Source organism: Pseudomonas alkylphenolica (assembly GCF_000746525.1).
GTDB lineage: Bacteria > Pseudomonadota > Gammaproteobacteria > Pseudomonadales > Pseudomonadaceae > Aquipseudomonas > Aquipseudomonas alkylphenolica.
Genome location: NZ_CP009048.1, coordinates 4,581,826 through 4,598,824 on the forward strand (window position 1 = coordinate 4,581,826; position 16,999 = coordinate 4,598,824).

16 protein-coding genes are annotated in these 16,999 nt (G+C 61.7%); 6 read left to right on the forward strand and 10 right to left on the reverse strand.

Annotation, left to right across the window (positions count from 1 at the left end; genetic code table 11):
- Positions 1 to 3: 3 nt before the first annotated feature.
- The 3 genes from rimM to ffh form a co-directional block, all read right to left on the reverse strand.
- Positions 4 to 540, reverse strand: a complete 537-nt coding sequence (gene rimM / locus PSAKL28_RS20995; RefSeq protein ID WP_038614161.1) for a ribosome maturation factor RimM — start codon at positions 538 to 540, stop codon at positions 4 to 6.
- A gap of 5 nt (positions 541 to 545) precedes the next feature.
- Positions 546 to 797 carry a 30S ribosomal protein S16 gene (gene rpsP / locus PSAKL28_RS21000; protein ID WP_038614163.1) on the reverse strand — a complete coding sequence of 84 codons (252 nt, stop codon included), beginning with the start codon at positions 795 to 797 and terminating at the stop codon, positions 546 to 548.
- Positions 798 to 1,145: 348 nt separating this feature from the next.
- Positions 1,146 to 2,522 (reverse strand): signal recognition particle protein, encoded by a 1,377-nt coding sequence (ffh, locus tag PSAKL28_RS21005; RefSeq protein WP_038614165.1) that lies wholly within the window; start codon positions 2,520 to 2,522, stop codon positions 1,146 to 1,148.
- A 196-nt stretch (positions 2,523 to 2,718) separates the two neighbouring features.
- Between ffh and PSAKL28_RS21010 the strand changes: the two genes are divergently transcribed.
- The 3 genes from PSAKL28_RS21010 to PSAKL28_RS21020 all read left to right on the forward strand — a co-directional run bounded on the left by PSAKL28_RS21010 (position 2,719) and on the right by PSAKL28_RS21020 (position 6,337).
- Entirely contained in the window at positions 2,719 to 3,531 is an 813-nt protein-coding gene (locus PSAKL28_RS21010; protein ID WP_038614167.1) for a cytochrome C assembly family protein, read from the forward strand.
- 12 nt (positions 3,532 to 3,543) lie between these two features.
- Positions 3,544 to 4,755 carry a transporter associated domain-containing protein gene (locus PSAKL28_RS21015; RefSeq protein WP_038614169.1) on the forward strand — a complete coding sequence of 404 codons (1,212 nt, stop codon included), beginning with the start codon at positions 3,544 to 3,546 and terminating at the stop codon, positions 4,753 to 4,755.
- A gap of 277 nt (positions 4,756 to 5,032) precedes the next feature.
- Positions 5,033 to 6,337 (forward strand): MFS transporter, encoded by a 1,305-nt coding sequence (locus PSAKL28_RS21020; RefSeq protein ID WP_038614172.1) that lies wholly within the window; start codon positions 5,033 to 5,035, stop codon positions 6,335 to 6,337.
- Positions 6,338 to 6,411: 74 nt separating this feature from the next.
- Here PSAKL28_RS21020 and purT read toward each other — a convergent pair whose 3' ends face one another.
- From purT to PSAKL28_RS21045, 5 genes are all read right to left on the reverse strand, one after another.
- The gene (purT, locus tag PSAKL28_RS21025; protein WP_038614174.1) at positions 6,412 to 7,593 is read right to left on the reverse strand and encodes a formate-dependent phosphoribosylglycinamide formyltransferase; all 1,182 of its coding nucleotides are present in this window, start codon (positions 7,591 to 7,593) and stop codon (positions 6,412 to 6,414) included.
- 96 nt (positions 7,594 to 7,689) lie between these two features.
- A complete protein-coding gene (locus PSAKL28_RS21030; protein WP_038614176.1) occupies positions 7,690 to 8,157 on the reverse strand; it encodes a VUT family protein in 468 nt (155 codons plus the stop codon).
- A 63-nt stretch (positions 8,158 to 8,220) separates the two neighbouring features.
- Positions 8,221 to 8,433: a DUF1289 domain-containing protein gene (locus tag PSAKL28_RS21035; RefSeq protein ID WP_038614178.1), complete on the reverse strand. Its 213-nt coding sequence runs from the start codon at positions 8,431 to 8,433 to the stop codon at positions 8,221 to 8,223.
- Complete coding sequence (locus PSAKL28_RS21040) at positions 8,433 to 8,957, reverse strand: gamma carbonic anhydrase family protein (protein ID WP_038614181.1); 525 nt, start codon at positions 8,955 to 8,957, stop codon at positions 8,433 to 8,435. The genes PSAKL28_RS21035 and PSAKL28_RS21040 overlap by 1 nt, the downstream gene beginning before the upstream one ends.
- Before the next feature lie 43 nt (positions 8,958 to 9,000).
- Entirely contained in the window at positions 9,001 to 9,600 is a 600-nt protein-coding gene (locus PSAKL28_RS21045; protein WP_038614183.1) for a CoA pyrophosphatase, read from the reverse strand.
- Positions 9,601 to 9,733: 133 nt separating this feature from the next.
- Between PSAKL28_RS21045 and PSAKL28_RS21050 the strand changes: the two genes are divergently transcribed.
- Both PSAKL28_RS21050 and PSAKL28_RS21055 read left to right on the forward strand, forming a co-directional pair.
- Positions 9,734 to 10,288, forward strand: coding sequence for an NUDIX hydrolase (locus tag PSAKL28_RS21050; RefSeq protein ID WP_038614185.1), 555 nt, complete (start codon positions 9,734 to 9,736; stop codon positions 10,286 to 10,288).
- A 19-nt stretch (positions 10,289 to 10,307) separates the two neighbouring features.
- Positions 10,308 to 10,865, forward strand: a complete 558-nt coding sequence (locus PSAKL28_RS21055; RefSeq protein ID WP_038614187.1) for a L,D-transpeptidase family protein — start codon at positions 10,308 to 10,310, stop codon at positions 10,863 to 10,865.
- 160 nt (positions 10,866 to 11,025) lie between these two features.
- Here PSAKL28_RS21055 and PSAKL28_RS21060 read toward each other — a convergent pair whose 3' ends face one another.
- Complete coding sequence (locus PSAKL28_RS21060; protein WP_038614190.1) at positions 11,026 to 11,337, reverse strand: YqfO family protein; 312 nt, start codon at positions 11,335 to 11,337, stop codon at positions 11,026 to 11,028.
- A gap of 2 nt (positions 11,338 to 11,339) precedes the next feature.
- The gene (gene purL, locus PSAKL28_RS21065) at positions 11,340 to 15,239 is read right to left on the reverse strand and encodes a phosphoribosylformylglycinamidine synthase (protein WP_038614193.1); all 3,900 of its coding nucleotides are present in this window, start codon (positions 15,237 to 15,239) and stop codon (positions 11,340 to 11,342) included.
- A gap of 245 nt (positions 15,240 to 15,484) precedes the next feature.
- Here purL and mltF point away from each other — a divergent pair, with 245 nt between their 5' ends.
- Positions 15,485 to 16,945: a membrane-bound lytic murein transglycosylase MltF gene (gene mltF / locus PSAKL28_RS21070; protein ID WP_038614195.1), complete on the forward strand. Its 1,461-nt coding sequence runs from the start codon at positions 15,485 to 15,487 to the stop codon at positions 16,943 to 16,945.
- The last annotated feature ends 54 nt before the right edge of the window (positions 16,946 to 16,999 follow it).

The following is a 16,999-nucleotide window of genomic DNA, read 5'->3' on the forward strand; positions in this document are numbered from 1 at the left end:
TGCTTAGAAGTCCGCATCCCATTCCACCCTCATCTCGCCTGCAACCAGGTCGATCTTCAACACGCATTGCTCTGTATAGGGCAACAGGCGTTCACGATCATCCAGGCTGCCCGCGCAGGGCTTGACCACCATTACATCGTTCGCGCCGGTCTCCAACAGGTGATCAACCTTGCCGAACAGCTGTTCGTCCTGGTTGATGACTTTCAGACCTACCAACTGGTACCAGTAGTACTCGTCGCTAGGCAGGTTGGGCAAAAGGCTACGCGAGATACAAATCTCATAACCGCTCAGAAGACGTGCTTCATCACGATCGTCGAGGCCTTTGAGCTTGGCGACCAGGTCCTTTTGAGTGGAACGGCCACTGACCAGCTCGACCTGTTTTACCTTCCCTTCGTGCCGAAGCGTCCAGTTACGGTAATCCAACAGGTTTTCAATCGGATCGGTAAAGGAAAAGACCTTCACCTCGCCGCGAACGCCGTGAACCGAAAAAATCTTGCCGACAACGATCAAGTCATCAGCTTTTTCTGGCGTCGCGCTCATCGTGCTCAGGCAGCAGCCTTGGCAGCTTGTTTCAGCAGTTGAGCAACGCGCTCGGACGGCTGTGCGCCAACGCTCAGCCAGTGAGCAACGCGGTCTTCTTTAACGGACAGACGAACTTCCTGACCACGAGCGATAGGGTTGAAGAAACCAACCTGCTCGATGTGCGAACCGGTAACCGGGTTACGCGAGTCGGTCACGGTCAGGGTGTAAAATGGGCGCTTTTTAGAGCCACCACGGGCAAGACGGATGGTTAGCATTGAACATCGTTCCTGTAGTCGGTGCTGCAAATCATAATGCACAGCGGGCACACGGGTGCCCGAAAGGCCGCATATTCTCAAGGAATATCCGGACTTTTGCAAATGCCTTTTTACCGGGGCAAATAGGCCTGCCTGCAGATTTGCGAATAACGCTGCCTTATATAAGGCAACAGTGTCCCGCCCGATGGGCTAAGGTGTTCACTTCGGTGGGAGCGGGCTTGCCCCGCGATTGCGTTTTGTCAGAAAAATCGCATCGCGGGGCAAGCCCGCTCCCACCGAGGCTCGCAGCTTTTGCCCGGGGCGGGTTCCAATCGCCGGCGCGCATTCGCGCCGACGACCTGAATAGGGTTACAGCTTGGGCATGCCGCCGCCGGGCATCATACCGCCCAGGCCGCGCATCATTTTCGCCATGCCACCTTTGGCAGAAAACTTCTTCATCATCTTCTGCATCTGCTTGTGCTGCTTGATCAGGCGACCGATATCCTGCACCTGGGTGCCGGAGCCCATGGCGATCCGGCGCTTGCGCGAACCGCTGATCAGCTCAGGGTCGCGGCGCTCGGCCGGGGTCATGGAGTTGATGATCGCTTCCATCTGTTTGAACTGCTTTTCGGCTGCGCCCTGGGCATTGCCCATCTGCGCCAGGTTGACCCCGCCGATGCTTGGCAGCTTGTCCATGAGGCCGCCGAGGCCGCCCATGTTCTTCATCTGTTGCAGCTGGTCACGGAAGTCTTCGAGATCGAAGCCCTTGCCCTTCTTCAGCTTCTTGGCCAGTTTGTCGGCCTTTTCCTTGTCGAGGGTTTGCTCGGCCTGCTCGATCAGGCTGAGTACGTCGCCCATGCCAAGGATGCGCGAAGCAATACGGTCGGGGTGGAACGGCTCGAGCGCTTCGCTCTTCTCGCCCATACCGATGAACTTGATCGGCTTGCCGGTAATGGCCCGCACCGACAGCGCGGCACCGCCACGGGCGTCGCCATCGACCTTGGTCAGGATCACACCGGTCAGCGGCAGCGCATCACCAAACGCCTTGGCGGTGTTGGCAGCATCCTGACCGGTCATGGCGTCGACCACGAACAAGGTCTCGATCGGCTTGACCGCGGCGTGCAGGTCCTTGATCTCGGTCATCATCTCGGCGTCGATGTGCAGACGACCGGCGGTGTCGACGATGACCACGTCGATGAACTTCAACTTGGCTTCACGGATCGCCGCTTCAGCGATGGCCACTGGCTTCTGGCTGATGTCGGACGGGAAGAAGGTAACGCCGATATCGCCCGCCAGTGTCTCCAGCTGTTTGATCGCCGCCGGACGGTAGACGTCAGCCGACACCACCATCACCGACTTCTTCTTGCGCTCTTTCAGGAAGCGCGCCAGCTTGCCGGCGGTGGTGGTCTTACCCGCACCCTGCAAACCGGCCATCAAGACCACCGCTGGCGGCGCGGCGTTGAGCGTCAGCTCTTCGTTGGCCGCACCCATCATGCCTTCGAGCTCGGCCTGGACAATCTTCACGAATGCCTGGCCCGGGGTCAGGCTGCGCGACACCTCGGTGCCGACCGCGCGCTCCTTGATCTTGTTGACGAAATCCTTGACCACCGGCAGGGCGACGTCAGCCTCGAGCAACGCCATACGCACTTCACGCAGGGTGTCTTTGATGTTGTCTTCGGTCAGCTTGGCCTTGCCAGTGACATGGCGCAGCGTCTGTGACAGACGGTCGGTCAGGTTTTCAAACATGGTGATCCTTTCAGGCTCTGTAGAACCGAGGTTTATCAGCTGCCTCTGGCGTATTCGACGGGCCTTGGGCAGGGGCAGATCGGCGATTATAACGAAGACTCGGGCAAGCGCACACCTCGCCGTCGGCTGGCAGTCTTCCTTGACAGGCGCGTTCTATGCCAAACTCAATTCTTTTCGGGCTTGCCTAACAGGACTTATGCTCCCCTTGTCACCCAGTTTGCTACCCAACCTGATCGCCGCCTGCCTGTATGCCGCCGCGACTCTCTATCAAGGCTCCCGTCTGGCGCAAGGCGCCAAGGCCGACAAACGCCTGCTCGGCCTGCTGGGCGCGCTGGCGGTTGTCGCCCAGGGCACGGCACTGTTCTGGCAGTTGCTCACGCCCCTGGGCCTGAGCCTGGACTTCTTCAGTGCCGCCAGTCTGATCGCCACGGCGGTGATTACCCTGACCTTGCTGGCCTGCCTGCGCATTCCGGTGGAAAACCTGCTGCTGCTGTTGTTCCCGCTGGGCATGCTGACGGCGCTGACTTCACAGTTCGCGCCACCGGGCACGGTGCCGCTGATCAACGAAGAACCGGGGATTCTGGCGCATATTCTGCTGTCGATCCTGGCCTACGGCATGTTCACCATCGCCGTGTTCCAGGCGCTGTTGCTGCTGCTTCAAGATCACCAGCTCAAACACAAGCACCCTTCGGGGCTGATCAAGAACTTCCCGCCCCTGCAAACCATGGAAAGCCTGCTGTTCGGCTTTCTCTGGGCCGGCTGGGGGCTGCTGTCGCTGTCGCTGATTTCCGGCTGGCTGTTCCTCGACAACCTGTTTGCCCAGCACCTGGTGCACAAGACCTTGCTGGCCTGCGTGGCCTGGATAGTCTTCAGTGTGCTGCTGTGGGGCCGCACCCGTCTGGGCTGGCGCGGTCACAAGGCAATCCGCTGGACCCTGGCCGGGTTCTGCCTGCTGATGCTGGCCTACTTCGGCAGCAAGCTGGTACGCGAATTCATCCTGCATATCTGACGGGCACAGTTAATGGACGCGCTGCCGTTAGGCCCCTTGCTTGGCATACTGGTACTGGCCCTGCTCTGGTCGGCGCTGTTCACTGCGGTGGACGCCGCCCAGCAACAACTCAATAGCGCCCGGCGCAACGGCCTGACCGACGAACACCCGGAACTGGCGGTCGCGCCACAGGCCCTGGTGCTCTGCTCGACCCTGGGCAAACTGCTGGTGCTGGCCCTGGCCTGTCTGCTGGGTCAGCGCTACAGCGGTGAGCACGGTTTCTGGCTGGCCGGGCTGGGCGCCGCTGTCGTACTGCTGGTGCTGGCCGAATACCTGCCACGGCAACTGGCCCGGCGCAATCCGCACACCTTCATTGCCCTGGGCAACAGCCTGCTCAAAGCGCCGCTCAAGCTGCTCCAGCCCCTGGCCTGGCTGCTCGATGGCTGCGCGCGATTGCTGCTGCGCCCGTTTCGCATCCAGCCGCATGCGGTGAGCCTGCACGAGCAGGACGACGATTCCGACGCCGAAGAACACCTGCACGCCGACCATCGCTTGAATCTGCCCGAAAGCCTGCTGGCGCTGGACAAGATCACCGTCAATGACATTCTGGTGCCGCGCAACGACGTTGACGGTATCAACCTCGACGACTCGATCGAGGCGATCATCGAGCAACTGATCATCAGCCGCCACACCCGCCTGCCGGTGTACCACAGCGACATCAACCAGGTCGAAGCCATCCTCAACACCAAGCTGATCAGTCACCTGCTGCCCAAGGCCGAATTGACCCGCGAGGCCCTGCAGGCGGCCTGTTACGACCCCTACTTCGTCCCGGAAAGCACGCCCCTGCAATTGCAGTTGCTCAACTTCCACAAGCAACAGCGGCGCCTCGGCGTGGTGGTCGACGAATATGGCGAGGTATTGGGCATCGTCACCCTCGAAGACATTCTCGAGGAGATCGTCGGCGAATTCGAAGACGAGCACCACCAGGACAACCCGCACATTCACCCGCAGGGCGACGGGCGCTTCGTCATTGAAGGTACCGTATCGATTCGCGAGCTTAACCGCAGCCTCGGCTGGCACCTGCCCAGCGACGGGCCGAAGACCCTCAACGGCCTGGTTACCGAAGCGCTGGAAAGCATTCCGGCCAGTGCGGTATGCCTGAAGATCGGCCGTTATCGCCTGGAAATCCTCGAAACAGAAGACAATTGTGCCAGCCGCATACTGGTCTGGACCGTGACTCGCTAGCTATACTCGGAGCACGCTTACCCAGCCTGGCCGTCTCGCTTGCTACCCGCTCCCAGCGTCTCCCGGCCAGCCCGCACAACTGAATAGCGCGCTTTTCCGGCATTGCTTCACACCCCGAACATTGCCTGCGCCGCCCCTATCCCCAACGGGCGTATGCTCAGTCACGCGACCAACAACAATACGCTTCGGCTCCCGCTTGCGGCGCCTGTGTGCTGATGCCTGCCCGTGCAGGCCGGCAACGGCGTCCATGGAGCACTCGACTGTCAGGGATAATCGCATGACGACCAGCAGCACCTACTCCGAAACGGCCCAGGCCAGCCCCGGCAACTCGCCGGCACGGGTGGCCACCGCCAGCTTTATCGGCACCGCCATCGAGTTCTACGATTTCTACGTCTACGCCACCGCTGCCGCGCTGGTGATCGGCCCGGTGTTCTTCCCGCAGACCTCCGGCACCGCACAGATGCTCTCGGCGTTCCTCACCTTCGGCATCGCCTTCCTCGCCCGCCCTCTGGGCTCTGCCCTGTTCGGCCATTTCGGTGACCGTATCGGGCGCAAATCGACCCTGGTCGCCTCGCTGCTGCTGATGGGCGTGTGTACCACGCTGATCGGCGTGCTGCCGGGCTATGACAGCATTGGCGCCTGGGCACCGATCCTGCTCTGCGTACTGCGCTTCGGCCAGGGCCTGGGCCTTGGTGGCGAATGGGGCGGCGCGGCGCTGCTGGCCACCGAGAACGCACCGAAAGGCAAACGGGCCTGGTTCGGCATGTTCCCGCAGTTGGGCCCCTCGATTGGTTTTCTGGCCGCAAATGGTCTGTTCCTGACCCTGGCGATGACCCTCACGGACGAGCAGTTCCGTAGCTGGGGCTGGCGGATTCCTTTCCTGCTCAGCGCGGCGCTGGTGATCGTTGGCCTGTATGTGCGCCTTAAACTCGAAGAAACGCCAATTTTCGCCAAGGCCGTGGCGCGTCACGAGCGGGTGAAAATGCCGGTGATCGAACTCTTCTCGCACTACTGGATGCCGGTTTTGCTGGGGGCTTCGGCCATGGTGGTGTGTTACGCGCTGTTCTACATCTCCACGGTGTTCTCGCTCAGCTATGGCGTATCGACCCTGGGTTACAGCCGCGAAACTTTCCTTGGCCTGCTGTGCTTTGCGGTGCTGTTCATGGCCCTGGCCACACCGCTGTCAGCCTGGCTCAGCGATCGCTACGGGCGTAAACCGGTGCTGATTGTCGGCGCAGTGCTGGCGATTCTCTCGGGCTTTACCATGCAGCCGTTACTGACCTCGGGTTCCACTGCCGGGGTGGCGCTGTTCCTGGCCATCGAGCTGTTCTTGATGGGCGTGACCTTCGCGCCGATGGGTGCGCTGCTGCCTGAGCTGTTTCCGACCCATGTGCGTTATACCGGTGCTTCCGCGGCGTATAACCTGGGCGGTATCGTCGGGGCTTCGGCGGCACCGTTCTTTGCCCAGAAGCTGGTGGCGATGGGGGGCTTGAGCTGGGTTGGCGGGTATGTGTCGGCAGCGGCGGTGTTGAGCCTAATTGCCGTGCTGTGCCTGAAAGAGACCCGGCATTCGGAGCTGTAGAAGCATCGCGGGGCAAGCCCGCTCCCACAGGCCATTAAAAAACCTGTGGGAGCGGGCTTGCCCCGCGAAAAAATTTACAACTCTACTTTCACGGCCTGAGAAGCCCGGGTCGCCTTGGCCCGCGCAGCCTCGATCGACTCGTCACGCGCCAGGCACACACCCATGCGGCGCTGACCGTTGACTTCAGGCTTGCCGAACAGGCGAATGGCGGTATCCGGTTCGCTCAACGCGGCGCCAAGGTTGGCGAAAGCCGTCTGTTGCGATTGACCCTCGACCAGAATCACCGCCGAGGCGGACGGACCGAACTGACGAATCAGTGGGATCGGCAGGCCAAGGATTGCCCGCGCATGCAGGGCGAACTGCGACAGGTCTTGAGAGATCAGGGTCACCAGACCGGTATCGTGCGGACGTGGCGACACTTCGCTGAACCACACCTGATCACCTTTGATGAACAGTTCGACACCAAACAGACCACGACCGCCCAGCGCCTCAGTGACCGCCTTGGCCACCCGCTCGGATTCGGCCAGCGCCACCGGGCTCATGGCTTGCGGCTGCCAGGACTCCTGGTAATCGCCCTTCTCCTGACGATGACCAACCGGCGCACAGAACGTAGTGCCACCGATATGACGAACGGTCAGCAGGGTAATTTCGTAGTCGAAGTCGATGAAGCCTTCAATGATCACCCGGCCCTTGCCGGCACGCCCGCCTTCCTGGGCATAGTCCCAGGCTTTCTGCACATCATCAGCACTGCGCAGCAGGCTCTGGCCCTTGCCCGAGGAACTCATCACCGGTTTGACCACGCACGGGAAACCCAGGTCGTCGACCGCGTTGCGGTAGTCCTCGAAGGTATCGGCAAAGTGGTAAGGCGAGGTTGGCAGATCCAGCTCTTCGGCCGCCAGACGGCGAATGCCTTCGCGGTTCATGGTCAGCTGCGTGGCACGCGCGGTCGGCACCACGTTGAAGCCTTCGTTTTCCAGCTCGACCAGAGTCGCGGTGGCAATGGCTTCGATTTCCGGCACGATGTAGTGCGGCTTCTCGGCCTCGATCACCGCCCGCAGTGCTGCGCCATCGAGCATGTTGATGACATGGCTGCGATGGGCCACTTGCATGGCCGGGGCATTGGCGTAACGGTCCACGGCAATCACTTCAACGCCCAGGCGTTGCAGTTCAATCACCACTTCCTTGCCCAGCTCGCCACAGCCACAGAGCAGTACGCGGGTCGCGGTCGGCGACAATGGGGTTCCGATACGGGTCATTTCAGGTCCTCAGAGGGAAGGATTCCAGGACTGCCCGATGATCAGGCCAGTCCGGTGAAAAGGAGCGCCATTTTACATCAACCGGACCGCTGGGCCTCAGCCAGTGATGGCAGTCTTGCGCAGACGCCAGACCATGATCAGCCACACCGCGGTGACCCCGGCGAATTTCGAGGCCAGGGCGGTGCCGGCCACAGCCGGGGTCAAGGCACCGATCATGCCGAAGAAGATGAAGGTGTCGATCGGGATGCTCAGCGCCGAGCTCAGCCACAGGCGGTCGTGCAACGGCCGCTTGGTAATGCTGAAGACCAGCCAGTCGATCAGTTCGGAGACCGCGAAGGCGCTGGCACTGGCCAGGGCAATGGCAGGCTCGGAGGTGACATAGGACAGCACCAGCGCGACCAGCATGGCGACCAGCGCACCGTGACCGTAGCGGGTCTGCACCATGTCACGGAGGATAAACACCAGCCCGCCCCAGGCGGACCAGATGACGTCCAGGTGCGGGGCACTGGAGAAGGCGTAGTTGATCAGCACGACACTGCTGATGTAGGCAATCAGAAAAGGCATGGAATAGACCGCTGGGCAAGCCCTACAGGGTACTTGAGCAGCCGCCCGCGGCCAAGTGGCGGATCAGCACGGCGCGCCACTGACGCTAAAGATCAGCCCCGCCGCCACAGCCCGCTCGTGGCACAGCTTGAGCACCTGACGACGTTCGCTGTTGTCCATTCGGCCCCAGCGGGTGATTTCCGCAGCGCTGCGCTGACAGCCGGTGCAGATGTCGGCCTCGTCCAGGGCACAGATTTGCACGCAGGGCGAGGCGACCGGACGCTCAGTACTACTCATCAATCCTCCTGCGGCGCCAGATCGCGGGCATAGCGCTCGGCGTTATGCACGTAATGCGCGGCACTGGCTTCAAGCATCTTCCTCTGCGCTTCGGTCAGTTCGCGCACGACCTTGCCTGGCGAACCCATCACCAGCGAGCCGTCGGGAATTTCCTTGCCCTCTGGAATCAGCGCGTTGGCGCCAATGATGCAGTATTTGCCGATGCGCGCACCGTTGAGAATCACCGCGTTGATGCCGACCAGGCTGTAATCACCGACGCTGCAGCCATGCAACATGGCGTTGTGACCGATGGTCACGCCTTTACCCAGGGTCAGCGGCGCGCCCATGTCGGTATGCATCACCGTACCGTCCTGAACATTACTGTTCTCGCCGATGTCGATCAGTTCGTTGTCGCCGCGCAGTACCGCGCCGAACCAGACACTGGCCCCCGCCTGCAGGCGTACTTTACCGATCAGTGTGGCAGTGGGCGCCGCCCAGCTGCGTGGATGGGTTTCGACCCGCAGGTCGCCCAGACGGTATTTCATGCGTGGTTCCTCACGGTGCGGCAGTGGTGGCGGGTGAACCCGCTCAAATTGGAATGAAGCGCTCAGGCGGCTTGTGCAGATTGATGTCGGCATCGTAAAGCAAGTTGACCAGTTCGACGATCATGATCGCCGACAACCCCCAGATCTTGTACTCACCAAAGCGGTAGCTGGGCACGTACCAACTGCGCCCCTGGTAATCGATACGGTGGGTGTGATCGCGCGGATCCTGGCGAAAGAACTCCAGCGGCACCGTGAACACGGCGGCGATTTCAGCATCATTGGCCTGGTACTCGACATAATCGGGGATCAGGCCGACGAAAGGCGTGACCTTCAGGCCATGCAACGAGATCAGCGGGCTCAAGGGGCCGATGATTTCCACCAGGCCTGGCGGCAGACCGATTTCTTCTTCAGCTTCGCGCAGGGCGGTAAACACCAGATCGGGGTCTTCCGGGTCGCGGCGCCCGCCAGGGAAAGCCACTTCGCCACCATGGGTCGACAAGCCCTTGGCGCGCAAGGTCAAGACCAGTTCAGGCTCTTCGCTGCGGGTAATCGGCAATAACACTGCGGCCTCGGGAAAACGACGATCGGTTTCCAGGGTGCCCGGCGTATGACTGCTCACGCGGCGAAGTAGCTCGTCCAGCATTGCTCTCTCTCGATTCCAAAGCATGACCTGCATGATGCACCAAAGCCGCGAGCCGCCCAAGCCCCGAGGTGAACCGGCTTGCAGCCGCGGTGAAAGTCGCGCCAAGATAAGCACAACCTATAGGAATAAAAGCATGAAATTCTGCAGCGCGTGCGGTAATCCGGTGATTCAGCGTATTCCCGAAGGCGACACCCGCCTGCGCTATGTCTGCGATCACTGCCATACCATCCATTACCAGAACCCCAACATCGTCGCCGGCGTGCTACCGACCTGGGGTAGCCAGGTGCTGTTGTGCCGCCGAGCCATCGAGCCACGCCGCGGCTACTGGACCCTGCCCGCCGGTTTCATGGAGAACGGTGAAACCCTGGAGCAGGCCGCCCGCCGCGAAACCGTCGAGGAAGCCTGCGCTCGCGTCGGGCAGATGAGCCTGTACCAGCTGTTCGACTTGCCGCATATCAACCAGGTGCACGTGTTCTTTCGCGCCGAACTGGCCGACCTGGACTTTGCCGTCGGCGTCGAAAGCCTGGAAGTACGGCTTTTCGATGAAAGTGACATCCCATGGGACGAGCTGGCTTTCCGCACCGTCAGTCGTACCCTAAAATGCTACTATCGTGACCGCATCGAGCAGTCCTACCCGATTGGCAGCGAATGCCTGTCGCCAATGCTCGCCTCGTCACCCAACACCTAGTTTTCAGGGATATCGTTTCATGCGCTGGTTGTTTGCCCTTTTCTGCCTCAGTGTGACATCGGTGTCCCAGGCAGCGTTTACCGAAACGATCGTGACCAAGCCGATCGAAAAGGTCGCGCCCTCGCCGCTCCAGCTCAAACCCGAGCATTCGGTGCTCATCGACAAAGTCCTGGTACTTAAGTCGGAACGGCGCCTGCAACTGATCAGCGCCGGTGCGCCGCTGAAAACCTACCGCATCTCGCTGGGCAAGCAGCCCAAGGGGCCGAAGTTGCGTGAAGGCGACAAGCGCACCCCTGAGGGACTCTACTGGCTCGACTGGCGCAAAGAGAGTGACCGTTACAACCTGGCCATGCACGTGTCCTATCCGAACATCAGCGATTCGGCGCGGGCCCGGCGTGAAGGTGTAGAACCCGGCGGCATGATCATGATCCACGGCACGCCGCTGGACGAAGAATACCCTGAAGAATTCTTCCATACCCTGGACTGGACCGAAGGCTGCATTGCCATGACCAATCGCGACATGCGCGAAGTGTGGGATTTGGTACCCGACGGCACGATGATCGAAATTCGCCCCTGAGGCTACCCCCTGCCCCTGTGGATTCCCCCTGTGGGAGCGGGCTTGCCCCGCGATGTGATGTAGCTGACAGCTGGCAATCGCGGGGCAAGCCCGCTCCCACCGGGGACAGACACAAAAAAGCCGCGACCGATTTGCATCGGTCGCGGCTTTTTTACAGGCCTCAGAAGTCGGCGAGTTGCCAGACCTCATAAGCCGGTGTTTCGTAAGGATGGCTGAGCTTGAGCGCAGCAACCACCGGCTTGATCAGCGCGTCGGCCACCACCAGCTCTACCCGCCACTCTTCGACCTGTTCGACCACACCGCTCTGCCCGATGAACGGCTGACTGCCGTCCAGCGGGCGGAACTGCCCCTGGCCCAACACCTGCCAGGCACAGCAGTCATAGTCGCCGATGCGTCCGCCGCCAGCGGCGAACACAGCAGTCTTGACCACGTCCACATGGCTGGGCGGGACGAAGAAGGCGAGTTTGTACACCCTTAGTTCACCCAGGCCCGCGCGTTACGGAACATGCGCATCCATGCCGCGTCTTCGTTCCAGTCATCCGGACGCCAGGAGTTCTGCACGGCACGGAAGACCCGCTCAGGGTGCGGCATCATGATGGTGACGCGACCGTCGCGGCTGGTCAGGCCGGTGATCCCGCGCGGCGAACCGTTCGGGTTGGCCGGGTAGGTTTCAGTAACCTTGCCGTGGTTGTCGACAAAGCGCAGGGCCACGCAACCGGACAGATCGGCTTCGAGCAAGGCTTCTTCGCTGGCGAATTCGGCATGGCCTTCACCGTGAGCGATGGCGATCGGCATGCGCGAACCGGCCATACCCTGCAGGAAGATCGAGTTCGACTCCTGGACCTGGACCATGGCCACACGGGCTTCGAACTGCTCGGAGCGGTTACGCACGAAGTGCGGCCAGAACTCGGTACCCGGAATCAGCTCGTGCAGGTTGGACATCATCTGGCAACCGTTGCACACACCCAGGGTGAAGCTGTCGCTACGTTCGAAGTACTGCTGGAACGCTTCGCGGGCACGGCTGTTGAACAGCGCCGACTTGGCCCAGCCTTCACCGGCACCGAGAACGTCGCCGTAGGAGAAGCCGCCACAGGCGACCAGACCTTTGAACTCGTTCAGGTCGATGCGACCGGCGAGGATATCGCTCATGTGCACGTCGATAGCGTTGAAACCAGCGCGGTCGAAGGCAGCTGCCATCTCGACCTGGCCGTTGACGCCCTGCTCACGCAATACCGCCACCTGAGGACGGATGCCCTTCTTGATGTACGGTGCGGCGATGTCGTGGTTGACGTCGAAGCCGAGCTTGACGCTCAGGCCCGGATTGTCTTCCTCGAGCAGGCCTTCGAACTCCTGATCGGCGCAGTCGGCGTTGTCACGCAGACGCTGGATCTGGTAGCTGGTTTCCGCCCACTGGCGCTGCAGCAGACGACGGTCGCCCTTGAACAGCTCTTCGCCCATGTGGTGGATCAGCACTTCGCTGTTGTTGACCGGCTGACCGATCACTGCAACGCAGTCTTCACCGAGGCCGGCAGCGCTGAACTGGGCCAACACATCCGGAGTAGCGTCCTGATGCACCTGGATCACCGCACCCAGCTCTTCGTTGAAGAGGATGGCGGCAATTTTCTCGCGCTTGCTGGTCAGGGTGTCCAGTTCCAGGCTCAGACCGCAATGACCGGCGAAGGCCATTTCCAGCACGGTGGTCATCAAGCCGCCGTCGGAACGGTCGTGGTAAGCCAGCAGATGGCCGTCTTTGTTCAGCCCCTGGATCACCGCGAAGAAGGCCTTGAGGTCTTCGGCGTCGTCGACGTCCGGCGCCTGAGCACCGAGCTTGCCGTGGGTCTGGGCGAGGATCGAGGCGCCCATGCGGTTCTGGCCGCGACCGAGGTCGATCAGGATCAGGTCGGTTTCGCCCTTGTCCATGCGCAGTTGCGGGGTCAGGGTCTTGCGGATATCGGTGACCGGCGCGAAACCGGTGACGATCAGCGACAGCGGCGAGGTGACGGATTTCTCCGCGCCCTCTTCGCTCCACTTGGTCTTCATCGACATCGAGTCCTTGCCGACCGGAATGGTCAGGCCCAGCTCAGGGCACAGCTCCATGCCGACAGCCTTGACGGTGTCGTACAGGCGGGCGTCTTCACCCGGGTGACCGGCGGCGGACATCCAGTTGGCCGACAGTTTGATGTCGGAGAGCTTTTCAATGCGCGAAGCGGCCATGTTGGTCAGCGTCTCGCCGATCGCCATGCGCCCCGAGGCCGGCGCATCGAGCAGGGCCAGCGGTGTGCGCTCACCCATGGCCATGGCTTCACCGGTGTAAACGTCGAAGCTGGTGGCGGTGACGGCGACGTCAGCCACTGGCACCTGCCACGGGCCGACCATCTGGTCGCGGGCAACCAGACCGGTAATGGTACGGTCGCCGATGGTGATCAGGAAGCTCTTGCTGGCCACGGCCGGGTGACGCAGCACGCGCTCGACCGAATCGTTCAGCTCAAGGCCGGACGGGTCGAAATCATCGCCCTGCTCAGCTTCACGGGTAACCGAACGGTGCATGCGCGGCGGTTTGCCCAGCAGCACTTCCAGCGGCATGTCCACCGGGCTGTTGCCGAAGTGGCTGTCGGTGACCGTCAGGTGCGGCTCTGCGGTGGCTTCGCCGACCACGGCGAACGGGCAGCGCTCGCGCTCGCAGATGGCCTGGAAGCGCTCGAAATCGGCGGCATCGACGGCCAGGACATAACGTTCCTGGGATTCGTTGCTCCAGATTTCGTGCGGGGCCATGCCCGGCTCGTCGTTAGGTACGTTACGCAGCTCGAAACGGCCGCCACGGCCACCATCGTTGACCAGCTCCGGGAAGGCGTTGGAAATGCCGCCCGCGCCAACGTCGTGGATGAAAGCGATCGGGTTGTTATCACCCAGCTGCCAGCAGCGGTCGATGACCTCCTGACAGCGGCGTTCCATTTCCGGGTTTTCACGCTGTACCGAGGCGAAGTCCAGGTCGGCAGAGCTGGCACCGGTGGCAACCGAGGAAGCTGCACCACCGCCCAGGCCGATCAGCATGGCCGGGCCACCGAGGACGATCAGCTTGGCGCCGACGGTGATCTCGCCTTTTTGGACGTGATCTTCGCGGATGTTGCCCATACCGCCAGCGAGCATGATCGGCTTGTGGTAACCGCGCACTTCTTCGCCGTGCGGGGTGCTGATCGACTGCTCGAAGGTACGGAAGTAACCGGTCAGGGCCGGACGGCCGAATTCGTTGTTGAACGCCGCGCCACCCAGCGGGCCTTCAATCATGATGTCCAGCGCGGTGACAATGCGCTCAGGCTTGCCGTAGGCCTTCTCCCATGGCTGTTCAAAGCCCGGGATCTGCAGGTTGGAAACGGTGAAACCGGTCAGGCCGGCTTTTGGCTTGGCACCACGACCGGTGGCGCCTTCATCGCGGATTTCGCCGCCGGAACCGGTGGACGCGCCGGAGAATGGCGAGATGGCGGTCGGGTGGTTGTGGGTCTCGACCTTCATCAGGATGTGCACCGGCTCCTGCACCGCGCCGTACCGGCGGGTCTCAGGGTTCGGGAAGAAGCGGCCGGCGACGTTACCGACGATCACCGAGGCGTTGTCCTTGTAAGCGGACAGCACGCCTTCGCTGTGCATCTGGTAGGTGTTCTTGATCATGCCGAACAGGCTTTTTTCCTGGCTTTCGCCGTCGATATCCCAACTGGCGTTGAAGATCTTGTGACGGCAGTGCTCGGAGTTGGCCTGGGCGAACATCATCAGTTCGATGTCGTTCGGGTTGCGTTTCAGACCCTGGAAGCTGGTGACCAGGTAGTCGATCTCGTCTTCGGCCAGAGCCAGGCCCAGATCGATGTTGGCCTGGGCCAGCGCCGCGCGGCCACCGCCGAGGATGTCCACAGAGGTCATCGGCTTGGGCTGGGCGTGGCTGAACAGGCCGGCGGCCTCTTCCAGCTTGCTCAGGACAATCTGGGTCATACGGTCGTGCAGGACCTGGGCGACCAGCGCAGCGTCGGCCTCGCTCAGCTCACCGGCGACGTAGTAGGCGATACCGCGTTCCAGGCGCTGGACGTTCTCCAGGCCGCAGTTGTGGGCGATGTCGCTGGCCTTGCTCGACCAGGGCGAGATGGTGCCGAAGCGCGGCAGGACCAGGAACAGGCGACCGCTCGGCTCCTGTACCGGTACGCTCGGGCCGTACTTGAGCAAGCGCGCGAGCACTTGCTGTTGGTCGGCAGTCAGATCGCCGTCAACCTCGGCGAAATGAGCGAATTCAGCGTACAAACCACTAACAGCGGGGACTTTCTGGCTCAATTGCTCGAGTAATTTACCGTGGCGAAAGGCAGAAAGGGCAGGAGCGCCGCGCAGGATCAACATCGTCGGGACAGCCTCAGGAAGGGGGTGTGCTTAGAGGCCGTGCATTCTAGCCTAAATCCGTCGCTTCCGGCACCCGCAACACAGCATTCTGACGCGGCCGCGTGTCGGCGAAACAAACCGGACTCAGGGGTCAAAAAAATGACCTGTCCGCGCCCCCCTCCCCGGCCTAGCGCAAAGCGCGCTAGCAGACAAGCAAACCGTTGTCGAGATATGGCGGGACCAGTCCTTTGCGTATACTGCAACCTATGTTTGCCCAAACCGCTTTGCGCCAGCGTTGCGCCAGATGGCTCATCGCAACCGGACTCTTCCTGATGCTCGGTGCCTGTGTTGAAAAACCCAGCACCCTGGAGCGCGTCAAGGAGGATGGCGTGCTGCGCGTGATCACCCGCAACAGCCCGGCCACCTACTTCGAGGACCGCAACGGTGAAACCGGCTTCGAATACGAGCTGGTCAAGCGTTTTGCCGATGACCTCGGGGTCGAGCTGAAAATCGAAACCGCCGACAACCTCGACGAGCTGTATGACCAGCTCGGCAAACCATCGGGGCCGGTAGTGGCGGCGGCCGGCCTGGTCAGCAGCGAGCGGCGCAAGTCACAGGTGCGCTTCTCCCATCCGTACCTGGAAGTCACCCCGCAGATTATCTACCGCAACGGTCGCTCGCGGCCGACCGATGCCAAAGACCTGGTCGGCAAGAAGATCATGGTGCTCAAGGGCAGCACCCATGCCGAACAGCTGGCGGAGCTGAAAAAGCAGTATCCGGCCCTCGAATACGAAGAGTCTGACGCCGTCGAGGTGGTTGACCTGCTGCGCATGGTCGATGAAGGTCAGATCGATCTGACCCTGGTCGATTCCAATGAGCTGGCGATGAACCAGGTCTATTTTCCCAACGTGCGGGTCGCGTTCGACCTCGGTGATTCGCGTGACCAACGCTGGGCGGTGGCGGCCGGGGATGACAACAGCCTGCTCAACGAGATCAACGAATTTCTCGACAAGGTGCAGAAGAACGGCACCTTGCAACGCCTGAAAGACCGTTATTACGGGCATGTCGATGTGCTTGGCTACGTTGGTGCCTACACCTTCGCCCAGCACTTGCAGCAACGCTTGCCGCGCTATGAGAAACACTTCAAGGCGTCGGCCAAGAAAGAGCAGGTCGACTGGCGCCTGCTGGCCGCCATCGGCTACCAGGAATCCATGTGGCAGGCGGAAGTCACCTCCAAGACCGGCGTGCGCGGCCTGATGATGCTGACCCAGCGCACCGCCCAGGCCATGGGTGTGTCCAATCGGCTGGACCCGGTGCAGAGCATTCGTGGCGGGGCCAAGTACTTCATGCACGTGAAGGAACAACTGGACGACTCGATCAAGGAGCCGGACCGCACCTGGTTTGCCCTGGCGGCCTACAACGTCGGTGGCGGTCACCTGGACGATGCGCGAAAACTGGCCAAACGCGAGGGGTTGAACCCGAACAAATGGCTGGATGTGAAGAAAATGCTGCCGCGCCTGTCGCAGAAACAGTGGTACAGCAAAACCCGCTACGGTTATGCCCGCGGCGGCGAACCCGTGCACTTTGTAGCCAACATCCGCCGTTACTACGACATCCTCACCTGGGTGACCCAGCCACAGCTGGAGGGCAGCCAGGTGGCCGAAGGCAGCCTGCACGTGCCGGGTGTCGACAAGACCAAGCCGCCTGAGCCCTCGCCGCCGCTCTGAAATGCATCGCGGGGCAAGCCCGCTCCCACCAGGTCTCTGTGGGAGCGGGCTTGC

Bases quoted from the DNA above. Each gene is read 5' to 3' on its own strand.
- ffh (WP_038614165.1), bottom strand. From the start codon at position 2,522: ATGTTTGAAAACCTGACCGACCGTCTGTCACAGACGCTGCGCCATGTC.
- rimM (WP_038614161.1), bottom strand. From the start codon at position 540: ATGAGCGCGACGCCAGAAAAAGCTGATGACTTGATCGTTGTCGGCAAG.
- PSAKL28_RS21030 (WP_038614176.1), bottom strand. From the start codon at position 8,157: ATGCCTTTTCTGATTGCCTACATCAGCAGTGTCGTGCTGATCAACTAC.
- PSAKL28_RS21055 (WP_038614187.1), top strand. From the start codon at position 10,308: ATGCGCTGGTTGTTTGCCCTTTTCTGCCTCAGTGTGACATCGGTGTCC.
- PSAKL28_RS21020 (WP_038614172.1), top strand. From the start codon at position 5,033: ATGACGACCAGCAGCACCTACTCCGAAACGGCCCAGGCCAGCCCCGGC.
- PSAKL28_RS21040 (WP_038614181.1), bottom strand. From the start codon at position 8,957: ATGAAATACCGTCTGGGCGACCTGCGGGTCGAAACCCATCCACGCAGC.
- rpsP (WP_038614163.1), bottom strand. From the start codon at position 797: ATGCTAACCATCCGTCTTGCCCGTGGTGGCTCTAAAAAGCGCCCATTT.
- mltF (WP_038614195.1), top strand. From the start codon at position 15,485: ATGTTTGCCCAAACCGCTTTGCGCCAGCGTTGCGCCAGATGGCTCATC.
- PSAKL28_RS21050 (WP_038614185.1), top strand. From the start codon at position 9,734: ATGAAATTCTGCAGCGCGTGCGGTAATCCGGTGATTCAGCGTATTCCC.
- purT (WP_038614174.1), bottom strand. From the start codon at position 7,593: ATGACCCGTATCGGAACCCCATTGTCGCCGACCGCGACCCGCGTACTG.
- purL (WP_038614193.1), bottom strand. From the start codon at position 15,239: ATGTTGATCCTGCGCGGCGCTCCTGCCCTTTCTGCCTTTCGCCACGGT.
- PSAKL28_RS21035 (WP_038614178.1), bottom strand. From the start codon at position 8,433: ATGAGTAGTACTGAGCGTCCGGTCGCCTCGCCCTGCGTGCAAATCTGT.
- PSAKL28_RS21015 (WP_038614169.1), top strand. From the start codon at position 3,544: ATGGACGCGCTGCCGTTAGGCCCCTTGCTTGGCATACTGGTACTGGCC.
- PSAKL28_RS21010 (WP_038614167.1), top strand. From the start codon at position 2,719: ATGCTCCCCTTGTCACCCAGTTTGCTACCCAACCTGATCGCCGCCTGC.
- PSAKL28_RS21045 (WP_038614183.1), bottom strand. From the start codon at position 9,600: ATGCTGGACGAGCTACTTCGCCGCGTGAGCAGTCATACGCCGGGCACC.